Raw genomic sequence first — 21,885 nt, forward strand, 5'->3', positions numbered from 1 at the left:
CGCCCGGGCAACCCATGCTAGGACGTGCCGCCGTCGGCCGAGTCACCCACCCTCGACGTGCCGTGCGCGGTTCCGGTAGCAGGCGCTACCGGAACCGTGCACGGGTGGTGTCAGCTGCCTCGCTTGATCCACTCCTCGAGATGCGGCGATTCGGTACCGATGGTGGTGCCGTCGCCGTGCCCGGTGTGCACTGTCGTCTCGGCAGGCAGAGCGAACAGCTTGTCGCGGATCGAGCCGATGATCGTCGGGAAGTCCGAGAAGGAGCGTCCGGTCGCGCCGGGGCCACCCGAGAACAGGGTGTCGCCGGTGAACAGTTCCCCGGCCTCCGGCACGTACAGGCAGGTCGAGCCCGGTGAATGGCCCGGCGTCGCGATCGCCTGGATATCGGTACCCGCAACAGCGATCCGCTGGCCGTCCTCGAGCGTCCCGTGCGCGACCCCCGGATGGGACATCTCCCACAGCATGTTGTCGGCCGGGTTCAGCAGGATCGGCGCGTCGAGGCGCTCCGAGAGTTCCGGCGCAACGGTGATGTGGTCGTTGTGCGCGTGCGTGCACACGATCGCCACGACCTTGCGACCATCGACGGCGTCGATGATGGGCTGTGCGCTGTGCGCAGCATCGATCACCACCACCTCGTCGTCGTTGCCGACGAGCCAGATGTTGTTGTCGACCTCCCATTCACCGCCGTCGAGCGCGAACACACCCGATGTGACGACCCGGTCGATTCTGATGGGGCTCGTCGCGCTCACAACACCACCACCGAACGCAGGACTTCACCGCGGTGCATCGTGTCGAACGCCTTTTCGACGTCGTCGATGCCGATGCGCTCGGTGACGAACTTCTCGAGCGGAAGCCGCCCCTGCTGGTAGAGGTCGACGTAGGTCGGGAAGTCGCGCTCGGGCAGGCAGTCGCCGTACCACGAGCTCTTGAGCGACCCGCCGTGCGAGAAGAAGTCGATCAGCGGCATCTCGAGGGTCATGTCGGGGGTCGGTACACCGACCAGGACGACCGTGCCTGCCAGGTCGCGGGCGTAGAACGCCTGTTTGTATGTCTCGGGACGGCCGACCGCGTCGATGACCACATCGGCGCCGAATCCTCCGGTGATCTCCTGGATGCGTTCGACCGCGTCGACGTTCGTCGAGTTGATCACGTGGGTGGCGCCGAGGTCGGTGGCCCACTCGAGCTTCTTGTCGTCGCGATCGACGGCGATGATCGTGCCTGCGCCTGCGAGACGTGCCCCCATGATTGCGGCGTCGCCGACACCGCCGCAGCCGATGACGGCGACGGACTGGCCTCGGGTGACGCCGCCGGTGTTGACGGCAGCACCCAAGCCCGCCATCACGCCACAGCCGAGCAGCCCGACGACGGCGGGATCGGCAGTCGGGTCGACCTTGGTGCACTGGCCTGCGTGTACCAAGGTCTTGTCGGCGAACGCGCCGATACCGAGGGCGGGGCTCAGTTCGGTTCCGTCTTCGAGGGTCATCTTCTGAGTGGCGTTGAAGGTATCGAAGCAGTACTGGGGTTGGCCTCGTTTGCACGCGCGACACCGACCGCACACGGCGCGCCAGTTCAGTACGACAAAATCGCCCACCTCCACCGAGTCGACGCCGTCACCGACCGATTCGACGACACCCGCCGCCTCGTGACCGAGCAGGAACGGGAACTCGTCGTTGATGCCGCCTTCACGGTAGTGCAGGTCGGTGTGGCACACGCCGCACGCGGCGATCGCGACAACAACCTCACCCGGTCCCGGATCCGGAATGACGATGGGCACGACCTCGACGGGCGCACCCTTCGCACGTGCAACAACTCCCCGGACTGTCTGCGACATGGTGGTGTCTCCTTCGTGACGGTGTACGGAGCCTGATCGGCCTCCGCCACGACCCTATCGACCCACCCGGCTCTCCGAACCTGATCGAAGGACGGGACCCACCTGTCCGAACGACCAGCCGCTGCTATCGGCGAAGATTCGTCGATATGTAACGCGGCAGTAAGTTTCCGCGACGTGTGTGGTGACCCGCTCGTAATTCCCGCCCGGATTCTTCCGAATGGTGAGATCGGAATGGTAATTGCCCATGGCAACTCATAACTCGTCGTCCCGACGCCGGATTCTCGCCGGCGTCATGGCTCCTGTCACGCTCGGCGTCGCGGCCATCGTCGCGATCGCAGTGGCACAGCCGAACGTGCCCACCACCGCAGACCCGGCACTCGTCGTGTCGACACAGGACTGCTACGACATGGTGACCATCTCGCTCGGCGGCAGAGGCGACGCGCCGCGTGACCAGAGCAAGATGCTGGTCACGCCGGACGGGACCACGCTGCCCGCAGCGCTGTCGGACGATTACCACAGCCATTGGGTGGACCCGGTCGTCAACGCACCGCGGAACACGGTGGGCGACGAGTCCTACGCAGCCGTCTATGTCGACTACCCGGCTCATATGGACTCATATGAGGAGGCCGTCAACGGCGGCGTGGAGAACACGAAGACGATCATCCAGGCCATCCAGGTTTCGTGCCCCGACACGAAGTTCGCGATCGTCGGGTACAGCCAGGGCGCTGATGTCGCGCGTCGGGCCGCCCAGGAGATCGGCAACCAGAAGCCGAACGAGGACGGGTCGTACGACATCATCGATCCCGATTCGGTCGTCGGCGTGGTGATCCTCGCCGATGCCGGGCGCGGCGCAGGTGAGGGGCCGTTCCCGGGGGCGGAGAACGAGTACAGTAATCCCGACGGATTCGACCGCAAGTACCAGGACGGGCAGCACAGCGCCTCCGGAAGCGGCGCACTGCCGGATACCGGCGGCGGATTCGGTGCGCTCGACGGCAAGGTCGCGTCGTTCTGCTCCGAAGGCGACCTGACGTGCTCGGCGCCCGAGAACATCGCGCTCCTGCAGCTCGCGATCAACGTCGGCAGGCAGCTCAACATCGATGCGTTGCAGCGTGACGGGCTCACTCCGGAAACTGGTATGAACGTCGCCCAGGTTCTCAGCGGCGTGGCACTGGCTGCCCTCGCCGACATTTCTGCGAACGACGAGTGGATGCAATCGGACGAGACCTTCCTCGATGTGCTGATCAAGGTGTCGGACCCGGCCTATGTTCCGAACGATCCTGCGGTGAAGAATGTTTCGGCCAGCGGCGCCGATGGTACCGAGGGGCCGATCCCGGCCGACCGTCTCGCGAACCTTGCGTACCTCCCGGAGAAACTGTTCAAGGAGGTCGTCGGTTTCATCGAGGACAACCAGAACACTCTCCAGGTGGCGCTGAGCGATCCGTACCAGCAGACCCTCGGCCCCGGCACCGGGCACCACTTCGACTACTGGCGCGACAACGGCGAAGGCAAGCCGATGACCTCCGCCGAGTACGCGGCTGCATGGCTGACCCACCTCGCCGAGCAGGCGAAGAACGGCGAGTCGGTGAAGACAGATGTCGACCCGAACACCGCGAAGCTCGGTATCGCGAGCGATGAGGTTCTTGCGGTCGAGGCCACCTCGACCACGCCCACCACATCGTCGACCGCGGTTCCTGCAACCGACAGCACCGTCCCGACCGACGGCACCGTCCCGACCGACGGCACCGCGCCGGCGCCGGGGGCAGTGGTCCCCGCACCGGTCCAGGGCACCGCGCCTGCCGGCGGCACCGCACCGGTGGATCCGCTCGCCGTACCCGCTCCCGGCGCGACCCCACCGGCCGGGGGGCTCGACATCCCGGCACCCGGGCTGACCCCGTCACCCACAGCGGCCACACCCGCACCGCCTGCGGGTGACGGCAGCGTGACCTCACCCGAGCAGCAGGTCTCGGGATCCACTGCAACAACGAAGGCACCGCAGCCGACCACCACCACCACGTCGGTGCGGGAACCCGCAGCAGCCTGACCTACGACCCGGGAATCAGAGTCCGAGTCACGAACTCGACGTCAGCCCGCGGCTTTGACACCGGCTTCCGCACCGAGTGCCGCTGCCTCACCGCGGGTACTGACGTCGAGTTTTCTCATGAGGCTCGCGACGTGGAACTTGACCGTGGACTCGCTGACTCCCAACCGCTCTGCGATCACCCGGTTGCGTCGGCCCGCGACGAGGTGCTCGAGAACCTCGATCTCGCGAGCGCCGAGTCCTGCCAGAGCATCGGTCGCGGCTCCACCGGGTGTCGGTATCGGAAGGTCCAGGGGCAACGTCGCACTCACGCGACAGCCCCACCCGTCGGTCGACTCGGATTCGATCGTGCCGCCCATGGTTTCGACCCGGTCGCGTAGCTGACGTTCGAGTTCGGCCGCGTCGACCTCGCCTCGCCCGTCGTCACGGATATCGATGCCGAGTTGCGCGCCGTCGCAGCTCCACGCAACCCTGATACGCCTGACCTCGCTCTGCGCCGACATGGCGAGGACCGCTCCGCGAGCCAACGCGCGGGCAGCGTGCGCGACCTCTCCGGGCAGCGCTCGTCCGTGGACGGGTGGACTCACCATTTCCAATTCGAGGTCGCGGTGACGGACGAGAGAGCGCAATTCACCGTGCATCCGGGCGAACGCTGTCGTTACCGCCTCTTCGGCCAGCTCGCGGTGCGCGTCGACGGCCGAGCGCAGTGCGATCAATGCTCCCGTCGCGGTTTCGCGTGCCGTGGTGCGGGCACGGCTGTCGTCGAGATCCTTCGAACGCAGGGTCGCCAGGATCGTTTCCAGGGTGACCGCGTGCGCTTCCGTGAGTTCGGCGACGGTACGCGCACGCTCTGCCGACGCTGCCCTCGATTCCGCGAGATAGGCGGGGCTCGCGCTGTGTACCTGTAGCTGGATCCCGGTCGCGACGATCGTGAACAGCGACCGCACGAGCTCGAGAGAAGCAGCGGAGGTCCGCGCTCCGCGTGGTACCAGGACGAGAAGGGTCTCGGTGCGATCCAGTATCACGCACACGTCCCGGTCTCGCCCCGCAACGCGCGCCGGACTGCGGCGGATCTCCCCCGCCGTCAATTCGGTACGGATGCGGTCGAGCTCCGCAATCGTGACCCGCTCGACGATTGTGGGATCGCCCGCGACCTTGCGCGGCCGTCCGGTGCATTCACGTGTGAACACCACGAGTGCGCTGTGCGGAACGAGGGTATCGATCAACACCGAGAAGCGCTGGCCGATCTCTGTCAGCGGGCCCACCAGTACGTCCCTCATGTCGGTGATCAGGATGTCGGGACGAGGCGGTGCAGTACTCACGGACCCACGATATCGGCCGGTATCATCCGATTCATCCCATGTCGCGGGTAGGAGGTGTTCGGGTATGGGCGCTGGGATCACTCCGAGCACCGACAACAGGCCCGGCACCGTGCCGCACCTGCTCCTCGACCGGGTACGCCGCACCCCCGACGCGGAGGCCTACACGTACCCGGACGGTGACGACTGGCGCTCCGCCACATGGGCAGATGTGCATGCCGCGGTCGTGCCGCTGGCAGCGGGGTTGATCGCCCGCGGGGTCGTCGCCGGTACGAGGGTCGCGATATGCGCCGCCACGAGCTTCTCCGCGATCCTCGCCGATCTCGCCATCGCGTGTGCCGGCGCCGTCACGGTCCCGATCTATCCGGCTACGCGGGACGACGAAACCCGTACGCAGATCCATCGGGCCCGCGCTGTGCTCACCTTCGCCGACCGGCCGGTTCTCAGCAGTCCCGTTCAACGACTCGATCGGCTCGACGATCTCGCCGCGGAAGGCCGCGCGCTGCTGTCCTCCGACCCCGAAGCGGTGCCCCGCCGGATCGCGGCACTGACCGCGGACGATCCGGCGTGGCTCATCTATACGGCGTGCGACGACGGCCGGACCAAAGGCGCGTGCCTGACCCAGCGCGCCGCGACCTACGGCGCCGGCGCGGTGGCACAGACCGGCATCGTCTCCCCAGCAGACCGTCAGCTGCTGTGGCTTCCCCTCGCGCACGTGTTCGGTCGTACATTGCTGCTGATGGGGATACAGGTCGGCTTCCCCACCGCAGTGGACGGTCGCGCAGACCGCGTAGCAGACAACCTGCGGGCCACCCGGCCGACGTTTCTCGGATCGGTTCCGCACGTGCTCACGAAGGTCTGCAACCTCGACAGTGGGGATCTCGGTGGTCGATTGCGTTTCACGATCTCGGGTTCTGCACGGTTGAGCACCGAGGTGCTCGAGCGCTTCGAGCGTCGCGGAGTACCCGTCCTAGAGTGCTACGGGATCACCGAGACTGCCGGACCCGCATGCGCGAACCTTCCCGGGATGCGGCGCATAGGTACGGTCGGTGTTCCCTTGCCCGGCACACGGATTCGCATCAGCACCTCCGGTGAACTCCTCATCCGCAGCCCCGGGGTGATGACGGGATACGACCACGACCCAGCGGAGACAGCCGCAGCGCTCGACTCAGAATACTGGTTCCACACGGGCGATCTCGCTCGAATCGATGCTGACGGGTTCGTCACGGTCACCGGACGCAAGAAGGAAGTCTTCAAGACCAGCACCGGTAAGTACGTATGCCCAGAGGCGATCTCCGAACGGTTTCGTGCAGTGCTGCCAGGTGCCGAACTCGTCGTCGACGGCGAATTACGCCCATACTGTGTGGGACTCGTGTTCACCGCACTCCCCGATCCGGCGGTCGATGCCGCCCTCGACCGGTTGAATGCAACCCTGAACCGTTGGGAGAAGGTCCGCCGGTTCGCGGTGATCCGCACACCGTTGGACACGCACGACCGGAACGAGGCCGGTAGACCGATCCGCGACCGGGTGCTCGCACGATACGCGGCAGTCGCTTCCGGCCTGTACGAGCATGGTCAGCTCCGGAATTCCGGTTGATCGAGCAGGCGTAGCCAGCTGCCGTCCGACTGCCGGCGCACGACCTGCACTCGCGCCCCGGCACCGTCACCGGGAGGCGTGCTCGTCAGCGCTATGTCGCCGCTGACCAATGTCGGCAGCGGCGCTTCCAGCTCGAATCGTGGCCGGGTGGCGAGGACCGCAGCCCACAGTTCCCGGATCGCAGCCCGTCCGACGGTTGTCTGCCCCGGCGGGTACGCCATCACCGCGCTCTCCTCGTAGAGTGCTGCCACACCGTCCGCATCGCCCGCGTTGGACCGTTCGACGAACATCCTTGTGAGGTCCTCTGGGCGGTAGGCCTTCTCGTACTGCATCTCGTGTGTCATGCCTCCAGCGTCGAGTACCTCGGTTGAGAAGTCCAACAGATTGTTCTTGCCAGAACTAGAATCTCTGGTTATGGAACTGAGGCAACTCGAGTACTTCGTAGCGGTCGCCGAGGAACGCAATTTCACTCGTGCCGCCGAGCGCGTGCACATCAGTCAGTCGGGTGTGAGCGCGCAGATCCGGCAGCTCGAACGCGAACTCGGCGCCCGGCTGTTCGAGCGTTCGTCGCGTACCGCCGGACTCACTACCGCAGGCAAAGCCGCCCTCGAACACGCCAGGGCAGCACTGGATTCCGCCAGGGCGATGCGAATCGCGGTCGATGAGGTCGGGGCGGTGATCCGAGGCGAGCTGACTGTCGGAATGGTCACCGCGTGCACGGTAACTCCCCTGTTCGACGCATTGTCGCTGTTCCATCACGCTCATCCCGGCGTCGAGATCGCACTGCTGGAGGACGCGTCCGATCGCCTGGTCGAGCGAGTACGGTCACGTGAGATGGATGTTGCGCTCGTCGGCACGGCGTACGGCCCTCCCGACGGTGTGGAGTCGATCCTCCTGATCCGCGACCGGCTCGTCGCGGTGGCACCCGACGAACATCCGCTGGCGCGGCGGCCTCGAGTCGGGCTCGCCGAGGTCACGTCCCACCCGCTGGTGTGCCTGCCCACCGGTACCGGCATCCGATCGGTCCTCGACATTGCATGCCGTACTCGCGGTATCGAACCGGCCATGGCAATGCAGGCGAGTGCGCCCGACGCGGTGATCGATCTCGCCGTGCGAGGCCTCGGCGTTGCGATCCTGAGCGAATCGATGGTGTCGCAGCGGGCAGGGCTTTCGATCACCGTCATCGACGACATCGACGTCTCAGCGACGTTGTCGCTGATCTGGTCGGCCCCGGCAAGTCCTGCGCTGGGAGCCCTGCTCACCCATCTGCGACACGCGTTCGGCTCATGACTCGGTGCTCTGGTAGGTCCGATACGCGTTTCGGTAGTCCGAGGGCTGGACACCAGCGGTCCGAGTGACGAGTTGAGGCGCGATTCCCGACTGATCGGCCACCGTGTACGGCGACTGCCCGCTGACGATCAGGACGTCACCCTGCCCGGCCCGGACCGACTCGGCCTCGTCGGGGAGCACCCACGTGTGACCGTCGATAACCATGACGAGCATCAACGGTGCGCCATCAGCGATACGAATCGACCAGCCACGGGCCATCCCGGCCCGATCGAGCACCGCACCGCGGGATCGGACCCCATCGAGAAGATCGGTCAGAAGGTCGATGTGACCAGCTTAGATCGGTGAGTTCGCCGGTTCGGTGTACGCGCGCCCCATCTGTACGAGAGTCGCAAGGATGGATCACTCTCGGCAGCGTCGTTGACTGGACACGACACTACGACCGATCGAACGGGAGGAACCTCATGAACACCATCGTGATGACCGTCGGCAGTTCAGGATTCGGAGAAGTCGCCGCACAGCTGGCCTGCCAGGCGGGCATGGATCTGCTCGTCGGTGCGCGTACGGTGTCGCCGGACTTCATTCCGGTTGATCTGGCGTGCCTCAATTCTGTCCGCACCTTCGCCGACCTGCCCCGGGAACACCTCAGCAACACTCCCCTCGACCTACTGGCTCTCAACGCGGGGTCAATCATGTACCGGGGAGAGCGCGTAGCGGGCGCAGCCGAGGCGAGGTAGTCAGGCAGCTCCGGCTCGAACTGCTATCCGTTGAGGATCCGGGCGATCCCATCGCGGTAGGTCGTGACGTCGAAGCCGGGAAAACGGGCTGCGAATTTCGAGGAGTCGAAGAGGTTGTCCTGGCGATAGCGAGGCATCAGCTCGTTCGCCTCCTTGACCGAGGCGTTGAACAGGCCGAGAACTTTGAAGGCCGCCTCCGGGACGGTGTGGTAGGGGATATTCCTGCCGATCACGTCGGACGCGATCTCGATCATCTCCGAATAGGTGAGGCGGTCGGGGTCGATCGGGAGGTGCCAGGTCTGGCCGTAGGCGTCGGGAGTATTACCGATCAGGCCCATCCCGCGGCTGGCGTCCGGGGTCCAGATGATGCTCCGCCGGGCGTGGGCGTTGATCGGGACAACGGGCCGCTTGCCCTGCTTGATCCGCTCGAAGATGGCCGTGTTGGTGAGGCTCTTGGTCTTGCCCGGTCCGTAGAACTCCGGCGCGCGGCAGATGACGGCCTCGATGGTGCCGGCGCGCATCTCGTCGAGAAGCATGTTCGCGATCCTGGCCCGCACGGTCGCCTTGCGGCCGATCGGCTGAAATGCGGTGTCCTCGATCTGCGGCGTGTGGGTGCGCGGGTACATGTAGGTGTTGTCGAAGAACACCAGCTTGGTGCCGTGCTTCCGGCAGGCGGCGATGGTGTTGGCCATCATCGCCGGGAATTGCTGCTCCCACAGCTCGGAGTCGATCGGCAGGCCGACGGTCAGGTAGGCGATGTCACTGCCCTCGACGGCTGCGGTGGTGGCATCGCTGCCGGTGGTCTTCTACATCCACGGCGCCGGTTGGGTTTTCGGCGACGAGTACACCCACGATCGACTATTTCGCGAACTCGCCGTCGGCGCCGGCGCAGCGGGAGTGTTCCCGGTCTACGATCGCGCACCCGAGAAGGGCTACCCCACCCAGGTCGAGCAGAACTACGCCGTCGGCCTGTGGGTCCTTGCGCACGGAGCCGACCACGGCCTGGACTCCTCCCGCATCGCCGTCACCGGCGAGTCGGTCGGGGGCTGCATGTCGACGGTCTTCGCCCTCATGAACAAGGACCGCGGCGGCATCGATCTCAAAGCCCAGGTCCTCCTCTACCCGGTCACCAACGCCGACTTCGATACGCCCTCCTACCTGCAGTTCGCCGAGGGCTACTACCTCACCCGCGACGGGATGAAGTGGTTCTGGGACGCCTACACCACCGACCCCGCTCAGCGGGCCGAGAAGTACGCCGCCCCGCTGCAGGCGACGCTCGAGGACTTGAAGGGCCTGCCGACCACGCTGGTGATCACCGACGAGGCCGACGTGCTGCGCGACGAGGGCGAGTCGTACGCCAACAAGCTGCGCGCGGCCGGTGTCGACGTCACCTCGGTGCGGGTGCAAGGCATGGTCCACGACTTCCTGCTCCTCGACAGTCTGCGCGACACCAAGGCCGCCAACGTCGCCCGGCACCTAGCGATCGACGCACTCGAGACGGCCCTGCAGTAGCACCCGCACCGAACAAGCCCTCCGGCCCTGGCATCACCCAGAGCCAGCGGACATCACCTCCGCCCGAAGGACCAGCCCATGCCCAAGCGCATCCTCAACGTCGTCACCAACGTAGGCCACTACGACGACGCCGACCATCCGACCGGACTGTGGCTCTCCGAGCTCACCCACGCCTGGCACGTCTTCGACGAAGCAGGGTTCGAGCAGACCCTGGTCAGCCCGGCCGGTGGGGCCGTACCGCTCGAACCGCGCTCCCTGAAGTTCCCCAACTACGACAAGACCGCAAAGGCCTGGCGCAACGCCCCCTCCAAAATGGCGCTGCTCGAGAAGACACTCCGCCCCGACCAGGTCGATTCCGCCGACTACGACGCCATCTACTTCACCGGTGGCCACGCCGTCATGTACGACTTCCCCGACAGCGAAGGACTGCAACGCATCGCCCGCGAGATCTACGAGCGCGACGGCATCGTCTCCTCCGTCTGCCACGGCTACTGCGGACTGCTCAACATCCGGCTCACCGACGGGTCCTACCTCATCGCAGGCAAGAAGATGACCGGCTTCGCCTGGATCGAAGAAGTCCTCGCTCGCGTCGACAAGCTTGTCCCTTACAACGCCGAGGAACGAGCCAAAGAACGCGGCGCGCTCTACGAGAAGGCCAAGCTGCCCTTCGTCTCCTACACCGCCATCGACGGCAACCTTGTGACCGGGCAGAACCCCGGATCGGCCAAAGCAACCGCCAAACGGGTTGTTGCCCTTCTCTGAAGCCGTGCGGTACCGAATCATGACGCCCGCCGCAGCGACCTCGTAGTTCCCGGAGCGCGCGAAATCCCCTCCGATGATGTCGGAGGGGATTCACTCGGTGGAGCTAAGGGGACTCGAACCCCTGACCCCCACACTGCCAGTGTGGTGCGCTACCAGCTGCGCCATAGCCCCATATTCTTTTTCGCACCGGGGTGACCCCTTGCGCTGAAAGAAAAACTACACCATCGCTCTCTGAGCCAACAAATCGCCTGGTCAGGGCGGCGACAAGCACGAGCGCTCGTCGCCGCCCGACGCCTTCAGCCTGCGAGTTCGGACACCCAATTGTCGTTGCCGAGCGCATCGATGACGGTTCCGCTGCGGATTACGGCAGGGGTTCCTGCTGCACCTGTGGTGGCAAGAAGCTGCCGACCGGCCTCCGCAGACACCGTTGCCTGCTCGACGCGGGCTCCGTCCGCGATGCAGGACACTGCGTCGTCCGAGGCTCCGGCGTCTCGTGCCATCTGCGCGAGCTGCTCGTTGCTGTGATCGCTGTCGCCGCCTTCCCCGGGCTGATTGTCGGGAGAGAACAGGGCGGCATGGAAGGCCGAGAATGCGATCGCGTCACCGGTCTCCGCGACACACTGGTTCGCAGCGACCGCTCGGGTCGAGTAATCGCCACTGCTCGACAGCCGGTCGAGGAACGCGAGGATGTGGTACCGCACCGCGACAGTGCCTTCGTCGATCGCCTGTGCCAGTTCCTGTCCGTGCTTGTGCTCGAGTTCGGCGCAGTACGGGCACATCGGGTCTTCGAAGATGTCGATGGTGGTAGCAGCGTCCGGCACGCCGAGCAGGATCGTGCCGTCGTCGTCGAGGGTGACGTCGACCGCAGCGTTGCTGACAGCGCCGTACCCGTCATTGCGGGAGTCGGTGCTTCCCGACTGCCACAGCACTCCTCCGATAACGAGGACCGCAATGATCACGACCGCGATACCACCGAGGATGTAGGTGGATGTGTTCGATGTAGGCTCCGGCGAATACTTGACCGGCTTGACCTTCTTCGCACTCACGAATGCTGTCCTTCGTTCATCGGTGAATTGTCCGGCTCCACTTTGCCACCGGGGTCTGAGTTCATCCTGAGAGCCACCCTGGAATGCGGACCGAGCGCAAGGGGCGTGCGCGGAAAGACGGCCAGCCACACCGACAACGCGAGGAAGCCGACATCGCGGGCGATCTCGCGGGCATAGTCTCCGCTGTCGATCCCTTCCACCACGCCGCCACCTCCGAAGCATCCGCAGTCGATCGACAGACCTCGGCTCCAGGCCGACACGATCGCACCGATGAGCACAACCAGCGTCACCCCGGACAGCACCGCCGCCGGCCGCACCGCGAGCCCTACCAGCAACAGGAGCCCGAGGACGAGTTCGACCATCGGAAGCGCCGCGGCCGCAGGTCTCACCAGGTCGGTAGGAAGAAGTTGATATGCGCGCACCGCGACAACGGTCTGCGTCGGATCGGCGAATTTGATCCACCCGGAGATCAGCCACACCGCGGCGAGGCCGAGCCGTGCCGCTGCGGAGACGATACGAATCCACACGGGCACGACACTACAGACCCACCGGTCAGCGATCCGTATCGCCGGTCACAGGCTTCTGTACGACCGGTTCGGTCGCCGGCGCATCCTGACGCGGTGCCCGCGCAAAGGCCCACGGAATCACCGCCGCCAGCATGATCGCCCCCGTCACACCGAACGCCACCGAATAGGACCAGCGCTCAGCGATCATGCCTGCAGCGATCGGGCCGACCACTGCCCCGATGTCCGAGGTCATCTGGAACGTGGCGAGCACTGGTCCCCCGCGCGCTTTACTGCCCACCACATCGGCGATCGCAGCCTGCTGCGACGGGTTGATCAGGCCGGATCCCACGCCGGCCACGGCAGACGTGATCAGGAACACCGTGAGGTCTGAGGACAAGCCCATCACGACGGTGCTCACACCGCAGACGACGAGCCCGGTGAGCACGAACGGACGCCGTCCGTATCTATCGGACCATGCACCGGACTTGACCAGCACGAGCGCGTTACCCACCGCGAACGCGGTCAGTGCGACGCCCGCGATGCCTTCGCTCTGGTTCAGGGCTTCGACGACGAACAGCGGGACCATGGCCACCCGGACACCGAACACCACCCATCCGTTGGCGAAGTTCGAGGTGAGCGCCGCGCGATAGGTCGACGACAGGAGCGCGGTGCGCAGCCTCATCACGGGAGCGCCATCACCCGAGGCCGGTTGCGCGAGGTGAGACTTGCGAAGACTGATCCAGACCACCGAGGCCGCCAAGAGCAGCGCGACCGCGTAGATGAGGAAAGGTGCTCGCAGGCCGAGGCCGACGAGAGCCCCGCCGAGCAGCGGCCCTGCAATGTTGCCGAGCAGAAAGCTCGTCGCGTACAGCGCGGACACGCGTCCGCGCGCATCAGGCGGAGCGATGCGCACGAGCAGCCCCAGCGCAGCCACGGTGAACATCGTCGAGCCGATACCGCCGAGCCCCCGGAAGACCAGGAGCTGCCAATAGGTCTGGGCGAAAGCGACCGCGCCCGTGGAGACCGCGACGATGAGAACACCGGTGATGTAGATCGGCCGCTCGCCGAGCTTCTGGACGAGCAATCCGCTGGCCGGAGCAAATGCGAGTCGCATGAACGCGAACGCCGAGATGACCACCGTCGCCGCGGTGATTCCGACGTCGAAGCTCCGTGCGAATTGCGGCAACGCGGGAGCGACGAGACCGAAGCCGAGGGCGATGACGAAGCTCGCCGCGACGAGTACCCAGATTTCCCGCGGCAGAGCCACGTCACGTGTACGCATGATGCGGCAATGTTAGCGATGCGCACGACCGTGCTCGGTGCGAGCCCGACGTGCGCCGTGTGTCAGCCCAATACCGACGACACCAGTTCGCGTGCCGCGTCCTGGACCTGAGCGAGATGTTCGGGGCCGTTGAACGATTCGGCGTAGATCTTGTACACGTCCTCGGTGCCCGATGGACGCGCCGCGAACCACGCGTTCTCGGTGGTCACCTTCAGCCCACCTATCGCCGCGCCGTTGCCTGGTGCCTCGGTGAGCGTCGCGGTGATCGTCTCGCCCGCAAGCTCGGTGGCGCTTACCTGCTCGGACGACAGCTTCGCGAGGATCGCCTTCTGCTCTCGCGTCGCCGGCGCGTCGACCCGCGCGTAGGCCGGATCTCCGTACCGGCCGGCGAGCTGGGTGTAACGCTGCGAGGGCGTCGCACCGGTCACCGCGGTGATCTCGGCGGCCAGCAACGCGAGCACGATGCCGTCCTTGTCGGTGGACCACACCGACCCGTCGCGACGCAGGAAGGAGGCACCCGCGCTTTCTTCTCCCCCGAATCCGAGGCTCCCGTCGAGCAGACCCGGCACGAACCATTTGAAGCCCACTGGCACTTCGAGCAGCTCACGTCCCAGCCCGGCCGCGACGCGATCGATCATCGACGAGCTCACGAGCGTCTTGCCGACCTTGCTTGCATCCGACCAGCCCGGCCTGTTCCGGAAGAGATAGTCGATGGCCACCGCCAGATAGTGGTTGGGGTTGAGCAGACCACCGTCGGGGGTGACGATGCCGTGGCGGTCCGCATCCGCGTCGTTGCCGGTGGCAAGGTCGTATTTGTGGCGTGCACCGATGAGCGACGCCATCGCGTTCGGTGACGAGCAGTCCATCCGGATCTTGCCGTCGGTGTCGAGTGTCATGAATCGCCATGTGGCGTCGACGAGGGGGTTGACGACGGTGAGGTCGAGGCGGTGCCGGTCGGCGATTTCGCCCCAGTAGTCGACGGACGCACCACCGAGCGGATCTGCTCCGATGCGCACCCCCGCACCCCGGATCGCGTCGAGATCCACGATGTTCGGGAGATCGTCGATGTAGGTGGCGAGGAAGTCGTAGCGGCCGGCCGCCGCAAGTGCGGCGACCGCCGGTACGCGCTTGACGCCCGCGAGGCCCGCCGCGAGGAGTTCGTTGGCGCGGGCTGCGACGGCAGAGGTGGCCTCGGAGTCGGCTGGTCCGCCATGCGGCGGGTTGTATTTGAAACCCCCGTCGCGGGGCGGATTGTGTGACGGGGTCACGACGATTCCGTCCGCAGCTACACCGGCGCCGGAGTTGTGGCGCAGGATCGCGTGGCTGACCGCCGGGGTCGGTGTGTACCGATCACGCGAATCGATCACGACGTCGACGTCATTGGCGATCAGAACCTCGAGCGCGGTGGTCCACGCGGGCTCGGACAACGCGTGCGTGTCGCGGCCGAGGAACAGCGGCCCGGTCGTTCCCTGTGCTGCGCGGTACTCGACGATGGCCTGGGTGGTGGCGAGGATGTGCTGCTCGTTGAAGGCGGCGTCGAGGCTCGACCCACGGTGCCCTGAAGTGCCGAACGCCACCTGCTGAAGTGGGTTCTCGGGGTCCGGACGGACCGTGTAATAGGCAGTCACCAGATGCGCGAGGTCGACCAGATCCTCGGGTGCTGCCGGTCGCCCCGCTCGTTCATGCGCCATGGGTCCTCCTCGTCGAACGCGTGTGGTGACCATCTTGCCCGCGACGGGCGGCACCCGACCGCGAACACGACGAAGGCCCCGGACCGAATCTGTGATTCGGTCCGGGGCCTTCGTGCGTGTTGGTGAGGCTTCGACGGTCCGGTCGGACACTGTGGTGCGAAGTGGGCTACAGCCCATTTGTCGCTTCTGAGCGTGGGTTTCCGGTGTGAGTCACTCCGGTCATTAGTGGGTCATTGTGGGCATCTGCATTACCGGTACGTATGCGGTACATCGCGAGGCGGGAAGTGCCCGCCGGTGAATGGAGGGAATTTGTGAAGACGCTTCGTGTGTCACCGAGTGACACAGTCTTGATCTACGGGCTCGGCATCGCCGCACTCGCCCTGTCCTACACCGCCCTCGCTGACCTCGCGTCCCGGGCCAGGCTCGGCGAGTGGCAGTCAGCGGTGTGGCCGCTCGTCGTCGACGGGTTGATCATCGCGGCGACCCGGGCGGTGGTGACGCTCGGCGACGGTGACGCACGCAGTTACGGGTGGGTGCTGCTGTGGTCCGCCGCGGTCGTATCCATCGCCGGGAACGCGGCGCACCTCCTGTTGCCTCCGGGCCCGGTGCATCCGGTGGTCGCGACGGCGGTCGCGGTGGTGCCGCCGGTGGCTGCGCTCGCGGTGACGCACCTGGCGATCGTGCGGGCGAGAGCGCGCGCGGACGTCGAAACCGGGGGTGAAAATATGCCAAAAAATATGCCAGTGGCGATGGATGACGCACCTGCGACGCATGCGACACCGCAGCTCACCGCCGTACCCGAGACGCACACTCCCCTGCCGGCCGACGAGGGTGACGCACCCAGTGACGTGGGTGACGCGCTGCGTCGTCGTGCGCGTCAGCTCCGCGCCGACGGGTTGAGCAACTACGCGATCGGTGAGGAGATCGGGAAGTCGGAGGCGACAGTGCGGAGGTGGTTGGCGATGCCTGTCGCGTCGTGAGACATGCGCGACCTCGGCCCGCATCGGCACCGTCCGCCCGATAGCCCAGGAAACGACGAATGCGCCCCACCTCGATCGAGGTGGGGCGCATGTCGCTACGGGGTGTAGGCCTTGAAGTCGTCGATCCGACCAGGAGGGCCACCGCCGCCGGAGACGAGCTCGTCGTTCTGAATCGTCGCCCCGACGTACCGTCGTGAGAACGGGATCACCGAGTTCTCGACCGTGCCCTGCAGCATGATCACGCCGTCGACCCGAGCGGTGTACAGGTTGCCCTCAGCGCGCAGTGTCACGACCGCACCCTCAGGGAACTTGCTCGTGTTCACGTACTGGGCGACACCGGTCACGGGGACGAATCCGTTGGTGGCGTCGTAGTCCTCGTAGTAGAGCGCCATGATGCCGCGCGTCCACGAGAACTGCACACCGAACTGGACACCGGGATTGACGACCGGATCCTGGAACGGATCCGCCCGGACCACCAGCCCGCAGGCCGAGTGCTCAGGGTCGCGGCCATCCCACCGCACAACACACTCGACCTGCTGCGTGTCCGATGGCATCGGCTCGTGCCACCACGCATACGACAGCGGCACCGATGGGGTGTTCGTGCCGTCGAGACGCCCGTTCGCCCGCACGAGGGTTCCGCCGCCGGTAGTCGCCCAGTTGGCACTGAGTGATCCGTCTCCGTCGAATGCGTCCGAGGCACGTTCGATCAACTGGACGACCGGAGTCAATGTGATGAAACTGCCGACGCCACCGTTGATCACGTTTCGCCCGAACGAGCTCGAGGTCGAGAATCCCTGCACCGTGACGAGCTGAGGAGCGCCGGTCTCGTTCTTCCACCTGAAGGGGGCCAGTGTCGCGACCGCACTGTTGGCTGGAGTGCCGGCCGTCTCTCCGATTTGCGTCGCCCCGGCCATCACCCGTATCCGCATACCGTTCCCGGAGAACGAATCCTGGTAGCTGTAGGTCAGCTGCCCCACGATGTCGACTTCCACGCCATCGGGTACCTCGACACCGTTCGAGACGATCACTGTGTCCGGGTATCCGCTGCGGATCGACCATCCCGTGACTGGTGTCCACGTGTTGGTCGTGATCGTCTGGGTTCCGGACTTGTTCATGCCGGACGGGCTGAACGACGCGTGTGCGGTCACATCGACCCCAGCAGTGCCAGAACTGACGACGGCACCGGCGACCGCGGCCGACGGCCACGCCCCGACGCCTGCCGTGCCGACACCCTCCACCGCTGCAGCGATCGCCACCGCGGGCGTGACCGACACTGCAGCCGTGCCCGCCCCGGATGCGTCCGCGTCGACCGTGAGCGACGGGGTGACCACTGCGGAAGCGGCTCCAGATCCGACGACGTCCGCCTCGATGATCTCCGCGAACCGTGCGACTGCAGTGCCTCGCCCGGACGCAGCCGCATCGAACGACACCGTGGACGACACGGCGACACCTGCAGTGCCGACACCGACCACATCCATCGGATAGACCGGCGTCGTGACCAGGTCGGCCGACGCGGTTCCGGCGCTCGCTACTGAGGCGTCCAGAGGCATCGTGAATATCGGCGGCGTCGGGAAGACGGCAATCCCCGTATCGGCACCGGGGAAGGTGGCGACCCCGACATCAGCGCCGGGGAACTCGACGACCCCCGTATCGGGGCTCGGCCACCACACTGTCATTCCTGCGTGTAGCTGGGGTTCAGCTTGAACTCACCGGACGGCGTCACGGTCGCGTCAGGGTTGTCGATGATGTCGAGGAGTGTGGATCCACCCCAGCGGCACACGTGCGTGACAGTCGTCGATGCCGACACCGCGTAGGTGCACTGCGTTCCGGTGACGATGCCACCGGAGGCGGCACCAAACACGGTGTTCTGTCGGGAGTAGGAGGCGTCGGTGACCTCGTTCGCGAGACCATCCACACCCGGGTTTCCGGTGTGCAGACTGTAGGTGGTACCGAGTGACGCCCAGTGGTCGGCGAGGCTGTTCTTCGTTGCAGTAACGGACAATGCCATGTCAGTCCTCCATATCGGTGCGGTACGCGCGGCCGCGTATCCACGGGTAGTCGTCTGTCGTGCTCGTCGTGTTGTTGGGGTAGTGCACCCAGATCACGAACGGTGTTCCGTCGGGGATGATCGCCGGAGTGCAGGCTTCGGATTCGATGCGCCATGAGAGGGTGCTTCCGTCGACAGTGCCCTCCCATGTGACCGTGTTTCCCCACACCACCTCGGCGGTCATGCCGGGAACGAAGGGGCCTTTCGGGTTGGTGCGCTCGAAGATCCAATCGCCGCCATTGAGGCAAATGTTCTCGTAGATCGGTTTCCAGCCGAGCATCATGCCTCCGTTTCGTCGGAATGATCAGTCACCACTGCACCTCGCCTACCCTCGACCCGGTCACGATCCCGACGCTGCTGCGCAATCAGAGCGATCAGCCGATGCAGCAAAGCCAGCACCAGGACCGACACAGTCACTGACCGCACTACGTCACGGCCCGGGTAGTCGCCAAGCCACCACACGCTGATCAACTGCGACCCGATCAGTACCAGCGATCCAGCGACATACATCAGCGACCGGCCGCCCGGTGTAGCGCGCCAATCCGACACCCACGCATACCGGATCACGAACACCGCAGCGAGCACCGTCATAGAAGTCAGCAGGATCCGGGCCTCAGCCTTCGCATCGAAGATCAGGATGATGATCGCGCACGCCAACGCTGCCGCGGTCAGGATGAGGTGCCTCACGCGTGCCTCCTTCGCTTCATCGCAGCCGTTGCTGCCGCCCCGAACCCGTTGACCCGGAGCGCCTTGTCGGCACGCTCCGCCAGATGATCCACATACGCGCGGTCCGCCCGGACCTCCTCCAGTTGCTGCTCGGTCATCTTCCGTTCCGCCCGGGCGCGTTCCAGTTCCACAGAGTCGCCCCCGGTCTTCCGAAACCACCTCACTGGCCCTCCCCTTCACCGAGCTTCTTGAGGGCGTCAGCGATGTGCACGGACAGCTCGATCTTCGGAATGAGCGTCGAAATCTGCTGGGCCTGCTCGTCGATGATTTCGCGCTGAGCAACCTTGTCTGCGCGGAGCTCCGCATTCTGCTTGTCCTTCTCTTCGAGCTCGCGATTGTGCTGCCGCCACGGGATCAGTCCACCGAAGACGACGAGTAGAACGACCACGGACAGGAGGCCGCCGAGTCCGATGTCGGACACGACGAAGTCCGCCACGGATTCCATGCGTTACCTGCCGAGGAGTCGCTCGGCTTCGGCGCGGACGCGCTCCAGCTCCGACTGGGCATGCTGGCCGGCCCGTTCGATCACGGCGTCGACTGCTGGTGATGCAGCCCAGGCGGCCTGCTCGACCCCGACCCGCACAGCGTTCTCGATCTTCTGCTCCTGCGCCGGGGACGTCTTGTCCACGAAGAGTCCGGCGACGACGAAGCCGATCGCGCCGAGGAGGGTTACGGCCTGGGCGAGCCACTGGTCGGCGTCGTCCTGGGTGATCCATCCTGCGCCTGCTGCGAGCGCGAGGGCCGCGGCGAGGAGGCCGTAGACGACCTGGCGGATGGTGGGCCAGTACTTGGCGAGGTTGCTCATGCCTGGCCCTCCATCTTCTTGAGGATCTTCGCGGTGTTCGCGTGCGCGTTCGCTGCGTGGTAGTCGGCGGTGCGGATCAGGGTTCCGGCAGCGAATGGCTTGCCGTCGACCATGGATGGTTCCGCCTTGACGAGGAAGTTCCAGAGGTCGCGAGTCTTGTCGAGCAGTTCGCGCTGCTCCTGGTCGTTGAGCATGTCGAGGAAACCTCCTATTGAGGGAAGGAGTCGGGTACCGAGATTCAGGCACCGTTGGTAACGAGTGGAGCGGTCGGCGATGCCATTCAGGCCGCCGTTGATTGCGCGCGTGACACCGTCGAGATTCCGGTTGTCCGCGAGTGAGTTGATCTGTGGACGGGCGACCGTCCAGTACCACGAGGCTGCGAGGAATCCCCAGTGTGGATCGTCGCGCACGAGCTGCGGGCGCTGCTCGAAGTAGGTCGGTGAGTCGACCCAGCCCTGGGCGTGGCACCACGCAGAGAAGGCGCGGAAGTTGGCGCGGCCTGTGAGCTGGATCGGGCCGGAGCCCTTGAACAACCGTCCATCGCCGTCGACCTCCGGGGTGTTCCCGAGGTCTGTGCGGGTGTCGTAGGCGTCGCCGCTGGCGATCTCCTCCATGTACCGAAGCCCGGCACTCTCATGCCCGATCTGGGCGCACCACATCGCGGCGCGCTCTACCGTCGTGCACTCCGCCGCGATCATCGCGTTCGTGAAGGCGGGGAGGAGCTCGCGGTACCGCTCGATCGGCAGACTCCCGCCCATTGCTTCCGAGAGGGACTGTGCGTCCATGCCTCCCCCTGCGGGTGTCGATGGCGGAGCCTCACCGGGGAAGAGTGCGCCGTCGAGAAGTGGCAGCGGGTCGAGCCGGTTCGGTCCGGGTGGTGACCACACGTACCGGTGCCACTCGAGGTGTAGGTGTGGGGCGACGCCGCCGTTCGTGTTGCTGTCTGGGTTGATGCGCGCGATGCGCTGCCCGGCCTCCACGCGCTGCCCGAGGTACACCTCGGGGATGATGTGCCCGTAGACGGTGGTGCCGGATCCGTCGGCGGTCGGGTGGTCGAGAACAACCCACTGCCCGAATCCTGATGCGGGGCCGACGTGCGTGACACTGCCGCCCTGCACGGCGTGCACCGCCATGCCACCAGAGCCGCCCTCGCGCCCGAAGTCGGTTCCCCAGTGTGTTGTACCCCAGCGGGCACCGAATCCTGAGGTGACCATGTGGCCCCGCTCGAGGGGCCAGTACTTCAGTGCCATAATCAATCCGCCCCCTCATCTCCGAGAATGCCTTTGCGGGCCTTTCCGTTGCGTTCCGCCTCCAACACCCGCGCCCGTTCGGCGGGGTCCGCCGTGGCGAGGTAGGTGTTCACTTCGTCGACGGTGTGCGCGGACGGGTCATATAGCTGCGATGACTCCACCTGCTCGGCGTCGGGGACGACTTCCTCCTCGAGGAGTGAGTACCCTCCGGCGAGCTGCAGCGCGAGGGGATGATTCGGGTCGCTGGTGACGTGCGTACCCGGCTGCGGTCGCACATCCGCACCGAACACTGCGCCGTATTGGGTGGCGAGGAGGACGACGAGTTGCCCGTCCTGCCCGAACATCGGCGACTGGTAGAACAGCATCAGGTGGTCGGTGCCTTTGAGTGGCGGGTCGATCCGGTACAGGGTTGCAGGGCCGGGGAAGCCGCCCACGTTGTCGGCGACCATCACTGCTGTAGGCATGGGTT

At 65.9% G+C, this 21,885-nt stretch carries 26 protein-coding genes and 1 tRNA gene; 7 read left to right on the forward strand and 20 right to left on the reverse strand.

The features are described 5' to 3' along the window. Nucleotides 1–110: 110 nt before the first annotated feature. Entirely contained in the window at nt 111–749 is a 639-nt protein-coding gene (locus tag ACSYG9_RS26705; RefSeq protein ID WP_440125266.1) for an MBL fold metallo-hydrolase, read from the reverse strand. Continuing rightward, nucleotides 746–1,831, reverse strand: coding sequence for an S-(hydroxymethyl)mycothiol dehydrogenase (locus ACSYG9_RS26710; protein WP_440125267.1), 1,086 nt, complete (start codon nt 1,829–1,831; stop codon nt 746–748). The genes ACSYG9_RS26705 and ACSYG9_RS26710 overlap by 4 nt, the downstream gene beginning before the upstream one ends. A gap of 244 nt (nt 1,832–2,075) precedes the next feature. Between ACSYG9_RS26710 and ACSYG9_RS26715 the strand changes: the two genes are divergently transcribed. After that, a complete protein-coding gene (locus ACSYG9_RS26715; protein WP_440125268.1) occupies nt 2,076–3,872 on the forward strand; it encodes a cutinase family protein in 1,797 nt (598 codons plus the stop codon). Nucleotides 3,873–3,913: 41 nt separating this feature from the next. Here ACSYG9_RS26715 and ACSYG9_RS26720 read toward each other — a convergent pair whose 3' ends face one another. Continuing rightward, nucleotides 3,914–5,191 (reverse strand): LuxR C-terminal-related transcriptional regulator, encoded by a 1,278-nt coding sequence (locus ACSYG9_RS26720; RefSeq protein WP_440125269.1) that lies wholly within the window; start codon nt 5,189–5,191, stop codon nt 3,914–3,916. Between the two features lie 64 nt (nt 5,192–5,255). On the opposite strand from ACSYG9_RS26720, the gene ACSYG9_RS26725 reads away from it, so the two are divergent. Continuing rightward, nucleotides 5,256–6,785, forward strand: a complete 1,530-nt coding sequence (locus tag ACSYG9_RS26725; RefSeq protein ID WP_440125270.1) for an AMP-binding protein — start codon at nt 5,256–5,258, stop codon at nt 6,783–6,785. Here ACSYG9_RS26725 and ACSYG9_RS26730 read toward each other — a convergent pair. Continuing rightward, nucleotides 6,764–7,129 (reverse strand): YybH family protein, encoded by a 366-nt coding sequence (locus tag ACSYG9_RS26730; protein ID WP_440125271.1) that lies wholly within the window; start codon nt 7,127–7,129, stop codon nt 6,764–6,766. The two genes, ACSYG9_RS26725 and ACSYG9_RS26730, sit on opposite strands and share 22 nt — an antisense overlap. 70 nt (nt 7,130–7,199) lie before the next feature. Between ACSYG9_RS26730 and ACSYG9_RS26735 the strand changes: the two genes are divergently transcribed. Next, nucleotides 7,200–8,075, forward strand: a complete 876-nt coding sequence (locus ACSYG9_RS26735) for a LysR substrate-binding domain-containing protein (protein WP_440125272.1) — start codon at nt 7,200–7,202, stop codon at nt 8,073–8,075. Here the strand turns inward: ACSYG9_RS26735 and ACSYG9_RS26740 are convergent. Next, complete coding sequence (locus tag ACSYG9_RS26740; protein WP_454840558.1) at nt 8,070–8,351, reverse strand: cupin domain-containing protein; 282 nt, start codon at nt 8,349–8,351, stop codon at nt 8,070–8,072. The two genes, ACSYG9_RS26735 and ACSYG9_RS26740, sit on opposite strands and share 6 nt — an antisense overlap. 185 nt (nt 8,352–8,536) lie before the next feature. Here ACSYG9_RS26740 and ACSYG9_RS26745 point away from each other — a divergent pair, with 185 nt between their 5' ends. Continuing rightward, nucleotides 8,537–8,809, forward strand: coding sequence for a hypothetical protein (locus tag ACSYG9_RS26745; RefSeq protein WP_440125273.1), 273 nt, complete (start codon nt 8,537–8,539; stop codon nt 8,807–8,809). Nucleotides 8,810–8,832: 23 nt separating this feature from the next. Here ACSYG9_RS26745 and ACSYG9_RS26750 read toward each other — a convergent pair whose 3' ends face one another. Further along, nucleotides 8,833–9,504 carry an NAD-dependent epimerase/dehydratase family protein gene (locus tag ACSYG9_RS26750; RefSeq protein ID WP_440125274.1) on the reverse strand — a complete coding sequence of 224 codons (672 nt, stop codon included), beginning with the start codon at nt 9,502–9,504 and terminating at the stop codon, nt 8,833–8,835. 61 nt (nt 9,505–9,565) lie between these two features. Here ACSYG9_RS26750 and ACSYG9_RS26755 point away from each other — a divergent pair, with 61 nt between their 5' ends. After that, nucleotides 9,566–10,321: an alpha/beta hydrolase gene (locus ACSYG9_RS26755; RefSeq protein ID WP_454840559.1), complete on the forward strand. Its 756-nt coding sequence runs from the start codon at nt 9,566–9,568 to the stop codon at nt 10,319–10,321. A gap of 78 nt (nt 10,322–10,399) precedes the next feature. Then, nucleotides 10,400–11,083 (forward strand): type 1 glutamine amidotransferase domain-containing protein, encoded by a 684-nt coding sequence (locus ACSYG9_RS26760; protein WP_454840560.1) that lies wholly within the window; start codon nt 10,400–10,402, stop codon nt 11,081–11,083. Nucleotides 11,084–11,181: 98 nt separating this feature from the next. On the opposite strand, the gene ACSYG9_RS26765 is transcribed toward ACSYG9_RS26760, so the two are convergent. From ACSYG9_RS26765 to pgm, 5 genes are all read right to left on the reverse strand, one after another. After that, nucleotides 11,182–11,254 (reverse strand) — tRNA-Ala (locus ACSYG9_RS26765). 125 nt (nt 11,255–11,379) lie between these two features. Next, nucleotides 11,380–12,129 (reverse strand): thioredoxin domain-containing protein, encoded by a 750-nt coding sequence (locus ACSYG9_RS26770; protein WP_440125277.1) that lies wholly within the window; start codon nt 12,127–12,129, stop codon nt 11,380–11,382. Beyond that, on the reverse strand, nt 12,126–12,656 hold the full coding sequence (locus tag ACSYG9_RS26775; RefSeq protein ID WP_440125278.1) for a MauE/DoxX family redox-associated membrane protein: 531 nt from the start codon (nt 12,654–12,656) through the stop codon (nt 12,126–12,128). Before ACSYG9_RS26775 ends, ACSYG9_RS26770 begins: the two co-directional genes overlap by 4 nt. A gap of 25 nt (nt 12,657–12,681) precedes the next feature. Beyond that, nucleotides 12,682–13,917 carry an MFS transporter gene (locus ACSYG9_RS26780; protein WP_454840561.1) on the reverse strand — a complete coding sequence of 412 codons (1,236 nt, stop codon included), beginning with the start codon at nt 13,915–13,917 and terminating at the stop codon, nt 12,682–12,684. 62 nt (nt 13,918–13,979) lie between these two features. Then, nucleotides 13,980–15,608: a phosphoglucomutase (alpha-D-glucose-1,6-bisphosphate-dependent) gene (gene pgm, locus ACSYG9_RS26785; protein WP_440125280.1), complete on the reverse strand. Its 1,629-nt coding sequence runs from the start codon at nt 15,606–15,608 to the stop codon at nt 13,980–13,982. A gap of 311 nt (nt 15,609–15,919) precedes the next feature. Between pgm and ACSYG9_RS26790 the strand changes: the two genes are divergently transcribed. Next, on the forward strand, nt 15,920–16,588 hold the full coding sequence (locus tag ACSYG9_RS26790) for a DUF2637 domain-containing protein (protein WP_454840563.1): 669 nt from the start codon (nt 15,920–15,922) through the stop codon (nt 16,586–16,588). Nucleotides 16,589–16,683: 95 nt separating this feature from the next. Here ACSYG9_RS26790 and ACSYG9_RS26795 read toward each other — a convergent pair whose 3' ends face one another. From ACSYG9_RS26795 to ACSYG9_RS26835, 9 genes are all read right to left on the reverse strand, one after another. Further along, nucleotides 16,684–18,258 carry a hypothetical protein gene (locus ACSYG9_RS26795; RefSeq protein WP_454840564.1) on the reverse strand — a complete coding sequence of 525 codons (1,575 nt, stop codon included), beginning with the start codon at nt 18,256–18,258 and terminating at the stop codon, nt 16,684–16,686. Between the two features lie 2 nt (nt 18,259–18,260). Continuing rightward, entirely contained in the window at nt 18,261–18,596 is a 336-nt protein-coding gene (locus tag ACSYG9_RS26800; RefSeq protein ID WP_454840566.1) for a phage tail fiber protein, read from the reverse strand. A 1-nt stretch (nt 18,597) separates the two neighbouring features. Continuing rightward, nucleotides 18,598–18,918, reverse strand: a complete 321-nt coding sequence (locus ACSYG9_RS26805; protein WP_454840568.1) for an LtfC-like domain-containing protein — start codon at nt 18,916–18,918, stop codon at nt 18,598–18,600. Then, nucleotides 18,915–19,322, reverse strand: coding sequence for a putative phage holin (locus ACSYG9_RS26810; RefSeq protein WP_454840569.1), 408 nt, complete (start codon nt 19,320–19,322; stop codon nt 18,915–18,917). The genes ACSYG9_RS26805 and ACSYG9_RS26810 overlap by 4 nt, the downstream gene beginning before the upstream one ends. Further along, entirely contained in the window at nt 19,319–19,459 is a 141-nt protein-coding gene (locus ACSYG9_RS26815) for a DUF7620 family protein (protein WP_454840570.1), read from the reverse strand. The genes ACSYG9_RS26810 and ACSYG9_RS26815 overlap by 4 nt, the downstream gene beginning before the upstream one ends. A 62-nt stretch (nt 19,460–19,521) precedes the next feature. Next, nucleotides 19,522–19,806, reverse strand: coding sequence for a hypothetical protein (locus ACSYG9_RS26820; RefSeq protein WP_454840572.1), 285 nt, complete (start codon nt 19,804–19,806; stop codon nt 19,522–19,524). Nucleotides 19,807–19,809: 3 nt separating this feature from the next. After that, complete coding sequence (locus ACSYG9_RS26825) at nt 19,810–20,166, reverse strand: hypothetical protein (RefSeq protein WP_454840574.1); 357 nt, start codon at nt 20,164–20,166, stop codon at nt 19,810–19,812. Further along, nucleotides 20,163–21,416: a peptidoglycan DD-metalloendopeptidase family protein gene (locus ACSYG9_RS26830; RefSeq protein ID WP_454840575.1), complete on the reverse strand. Its 1,254-nt coding sequence runs from the start codon at nt 21,414–21,416 to the stop codon at nt 20,163–20,165. Before ACSYG9_RS26830 ends, ACSYG9_RS26825 begins: the two co-directional genes overlap by 4 nt. Nucleotides 21,417–21,418: 2 nt before the next feature. Continuing rightward, the gene (locus tag ACSYG9_RS26835) at nt 21,419–21,880 is read right to left on the reverse strand and encodes a hypothetical protein (RefSeq protein WP_454840577.1); all 462 of its coding nucleotides are present in this window, start codon (nt 21,878–21,880) and stop codon (nt 21,419–21,421) included. Between the last annotated feature and the right edge of the window lie 5 nt (nt 21,881–21,885).

It is taken from the genome of Rhodococcus sp. SJ-2 (assembly GCF_053750035.1).

Excerpts from the sequence above, each read along its gene's own strand:
- ACSYG9_RS26710 (WP_440125267.1), bottom strand. The coding sequence starts at position 1,831 with ATGTCGCAGACAGTCCGGGGAGTTGTTGCACGTGCGAAGGGTGCGCCC.
- ACSYG9_RS26715 (WP_440125268.1), top strand. The coding sequence starts at position 2,076 with ATGGCAACTCATAACTCGTCGTCCCGACGCCGGATTCTCGCCGGCGTC.
- ACSYG9_RS26725 (WP_440125270.1), top strand. The coding sequence starts at position 5,256 with ATGGGCGCTGGGATCACTCCGAGCACCGACAACAGGCCCGGCACCGTG.
- ACSYG9_RS26730 (WP_440125271.1), bottom strand. The coding sequence starts at position 7,129 with ATGACACACGAGATGCAGTACGAGAAGGCCTACCGCCCAGAGGACCTC.
- ACSYG9_RS26735 (WP_440125272.1), top strand. The coding sequence starts at position 7,200 with ATGGAACTGAGGCAACTCGAGTACTTCGTAGCGGTCGCCGAGGAACGC.
- ACSYG9_RS26745 (WP_440125273.1), top strand. The coding sequence starts at position 8,537 with ATGAACACCATCGTGATGACCGTCGGCAGTTCAGGATTCGGAGAAGTC.
- ACSYG9_RS26750 (WP_440125274.1), bottom strand. The coding sequence starts at position 9,504 with ATGATGGCCAACACCATCGCCGCCTGCCGGAAGCACGGCACCAAGCTG.
- ACSYG9_RS26755 (WP_454840559.1), top strand. The coding sequence starts at position 9,566 with ATGTCACTGCCCTCGACGGCTGCGGTGGTGGCATCGCTGCCGGTGGTC.
- ACSYG9_RS26760 (WP_454840560.1), top strand. The coding sequence starts at position 10,400 with ATGCCCAAGCGCATCCTCAACGTCGTCACCAACGTAGGCCACTACGAC.
- ACSYG9_RS26780 (WP_454840561.1), bottom strand. The coding sequence starts at position 13,917 with ATGCGTACACGTGACGTGGCTCTGCCGCGGGAAATCTGGGTACTCGTC.
- pgm (WP_440125280.1), bottom strand. The coding sequence starts at position 15,608 with ATGGCGCATGAACGAGCGGGGCGACCGGCAGCACCCGAGGATCTGGTC.
- ACSYG9_RS26800 (WP_454840566.1), bottom strand. The coding sequence starts at position 18,596 with ATGGCATTGTCCGTTACTGCAACGAAGAACAGCCTCGCCGACCACTGG.
- ACSYG9_RS26805 (WP_454840568.1), bottom strand. The coding sequence starts at position 18,918 with ATGATGCTCGGCTGGAAACCGATCTACGAGAACATTTGCCTCAATGGC.
- ACSYG9_RS26815 (WP_454840570.1), bottom strand. The coding sequence starts at position 19,459 with ATGACCGAGCAGCAACTGGAGGAGGTCCGGGCGGACCGCGCGTATGTG.
- ACSYG9_RS26820 (WP_454840572.1), bottom strand. The coding sequence starts at position 19,806 with ATGGAATCCGTGGCGGACTTCGTCGTGTCCGACATCGGACTCGGCGGC.
- ACSYG9_RS26825 (WP_454840574.1), bottom strand. The coding sequence starts at position 20,166 with ATGAGCAACCTCGCCAAGTACTGGCCCACCATCCGCCAGGTCGTCTAC.
- ACSYG9_RS26830 (WP_454840575.1), bottom strand. The coding sequence starts at position 21,416 with ATGGCACTGAAGTACTGGCCCCTCGAGCGGGGCCACATGGTCACCTCA.
- ACSYG9_RS26835 (WP_454840577.1), bottom strand. The coding sequence starts at position 21,880 with ATGCCTACAGCAGTGATGGTCGCCGACAACGTGGGCGGCTTCCCCGGC.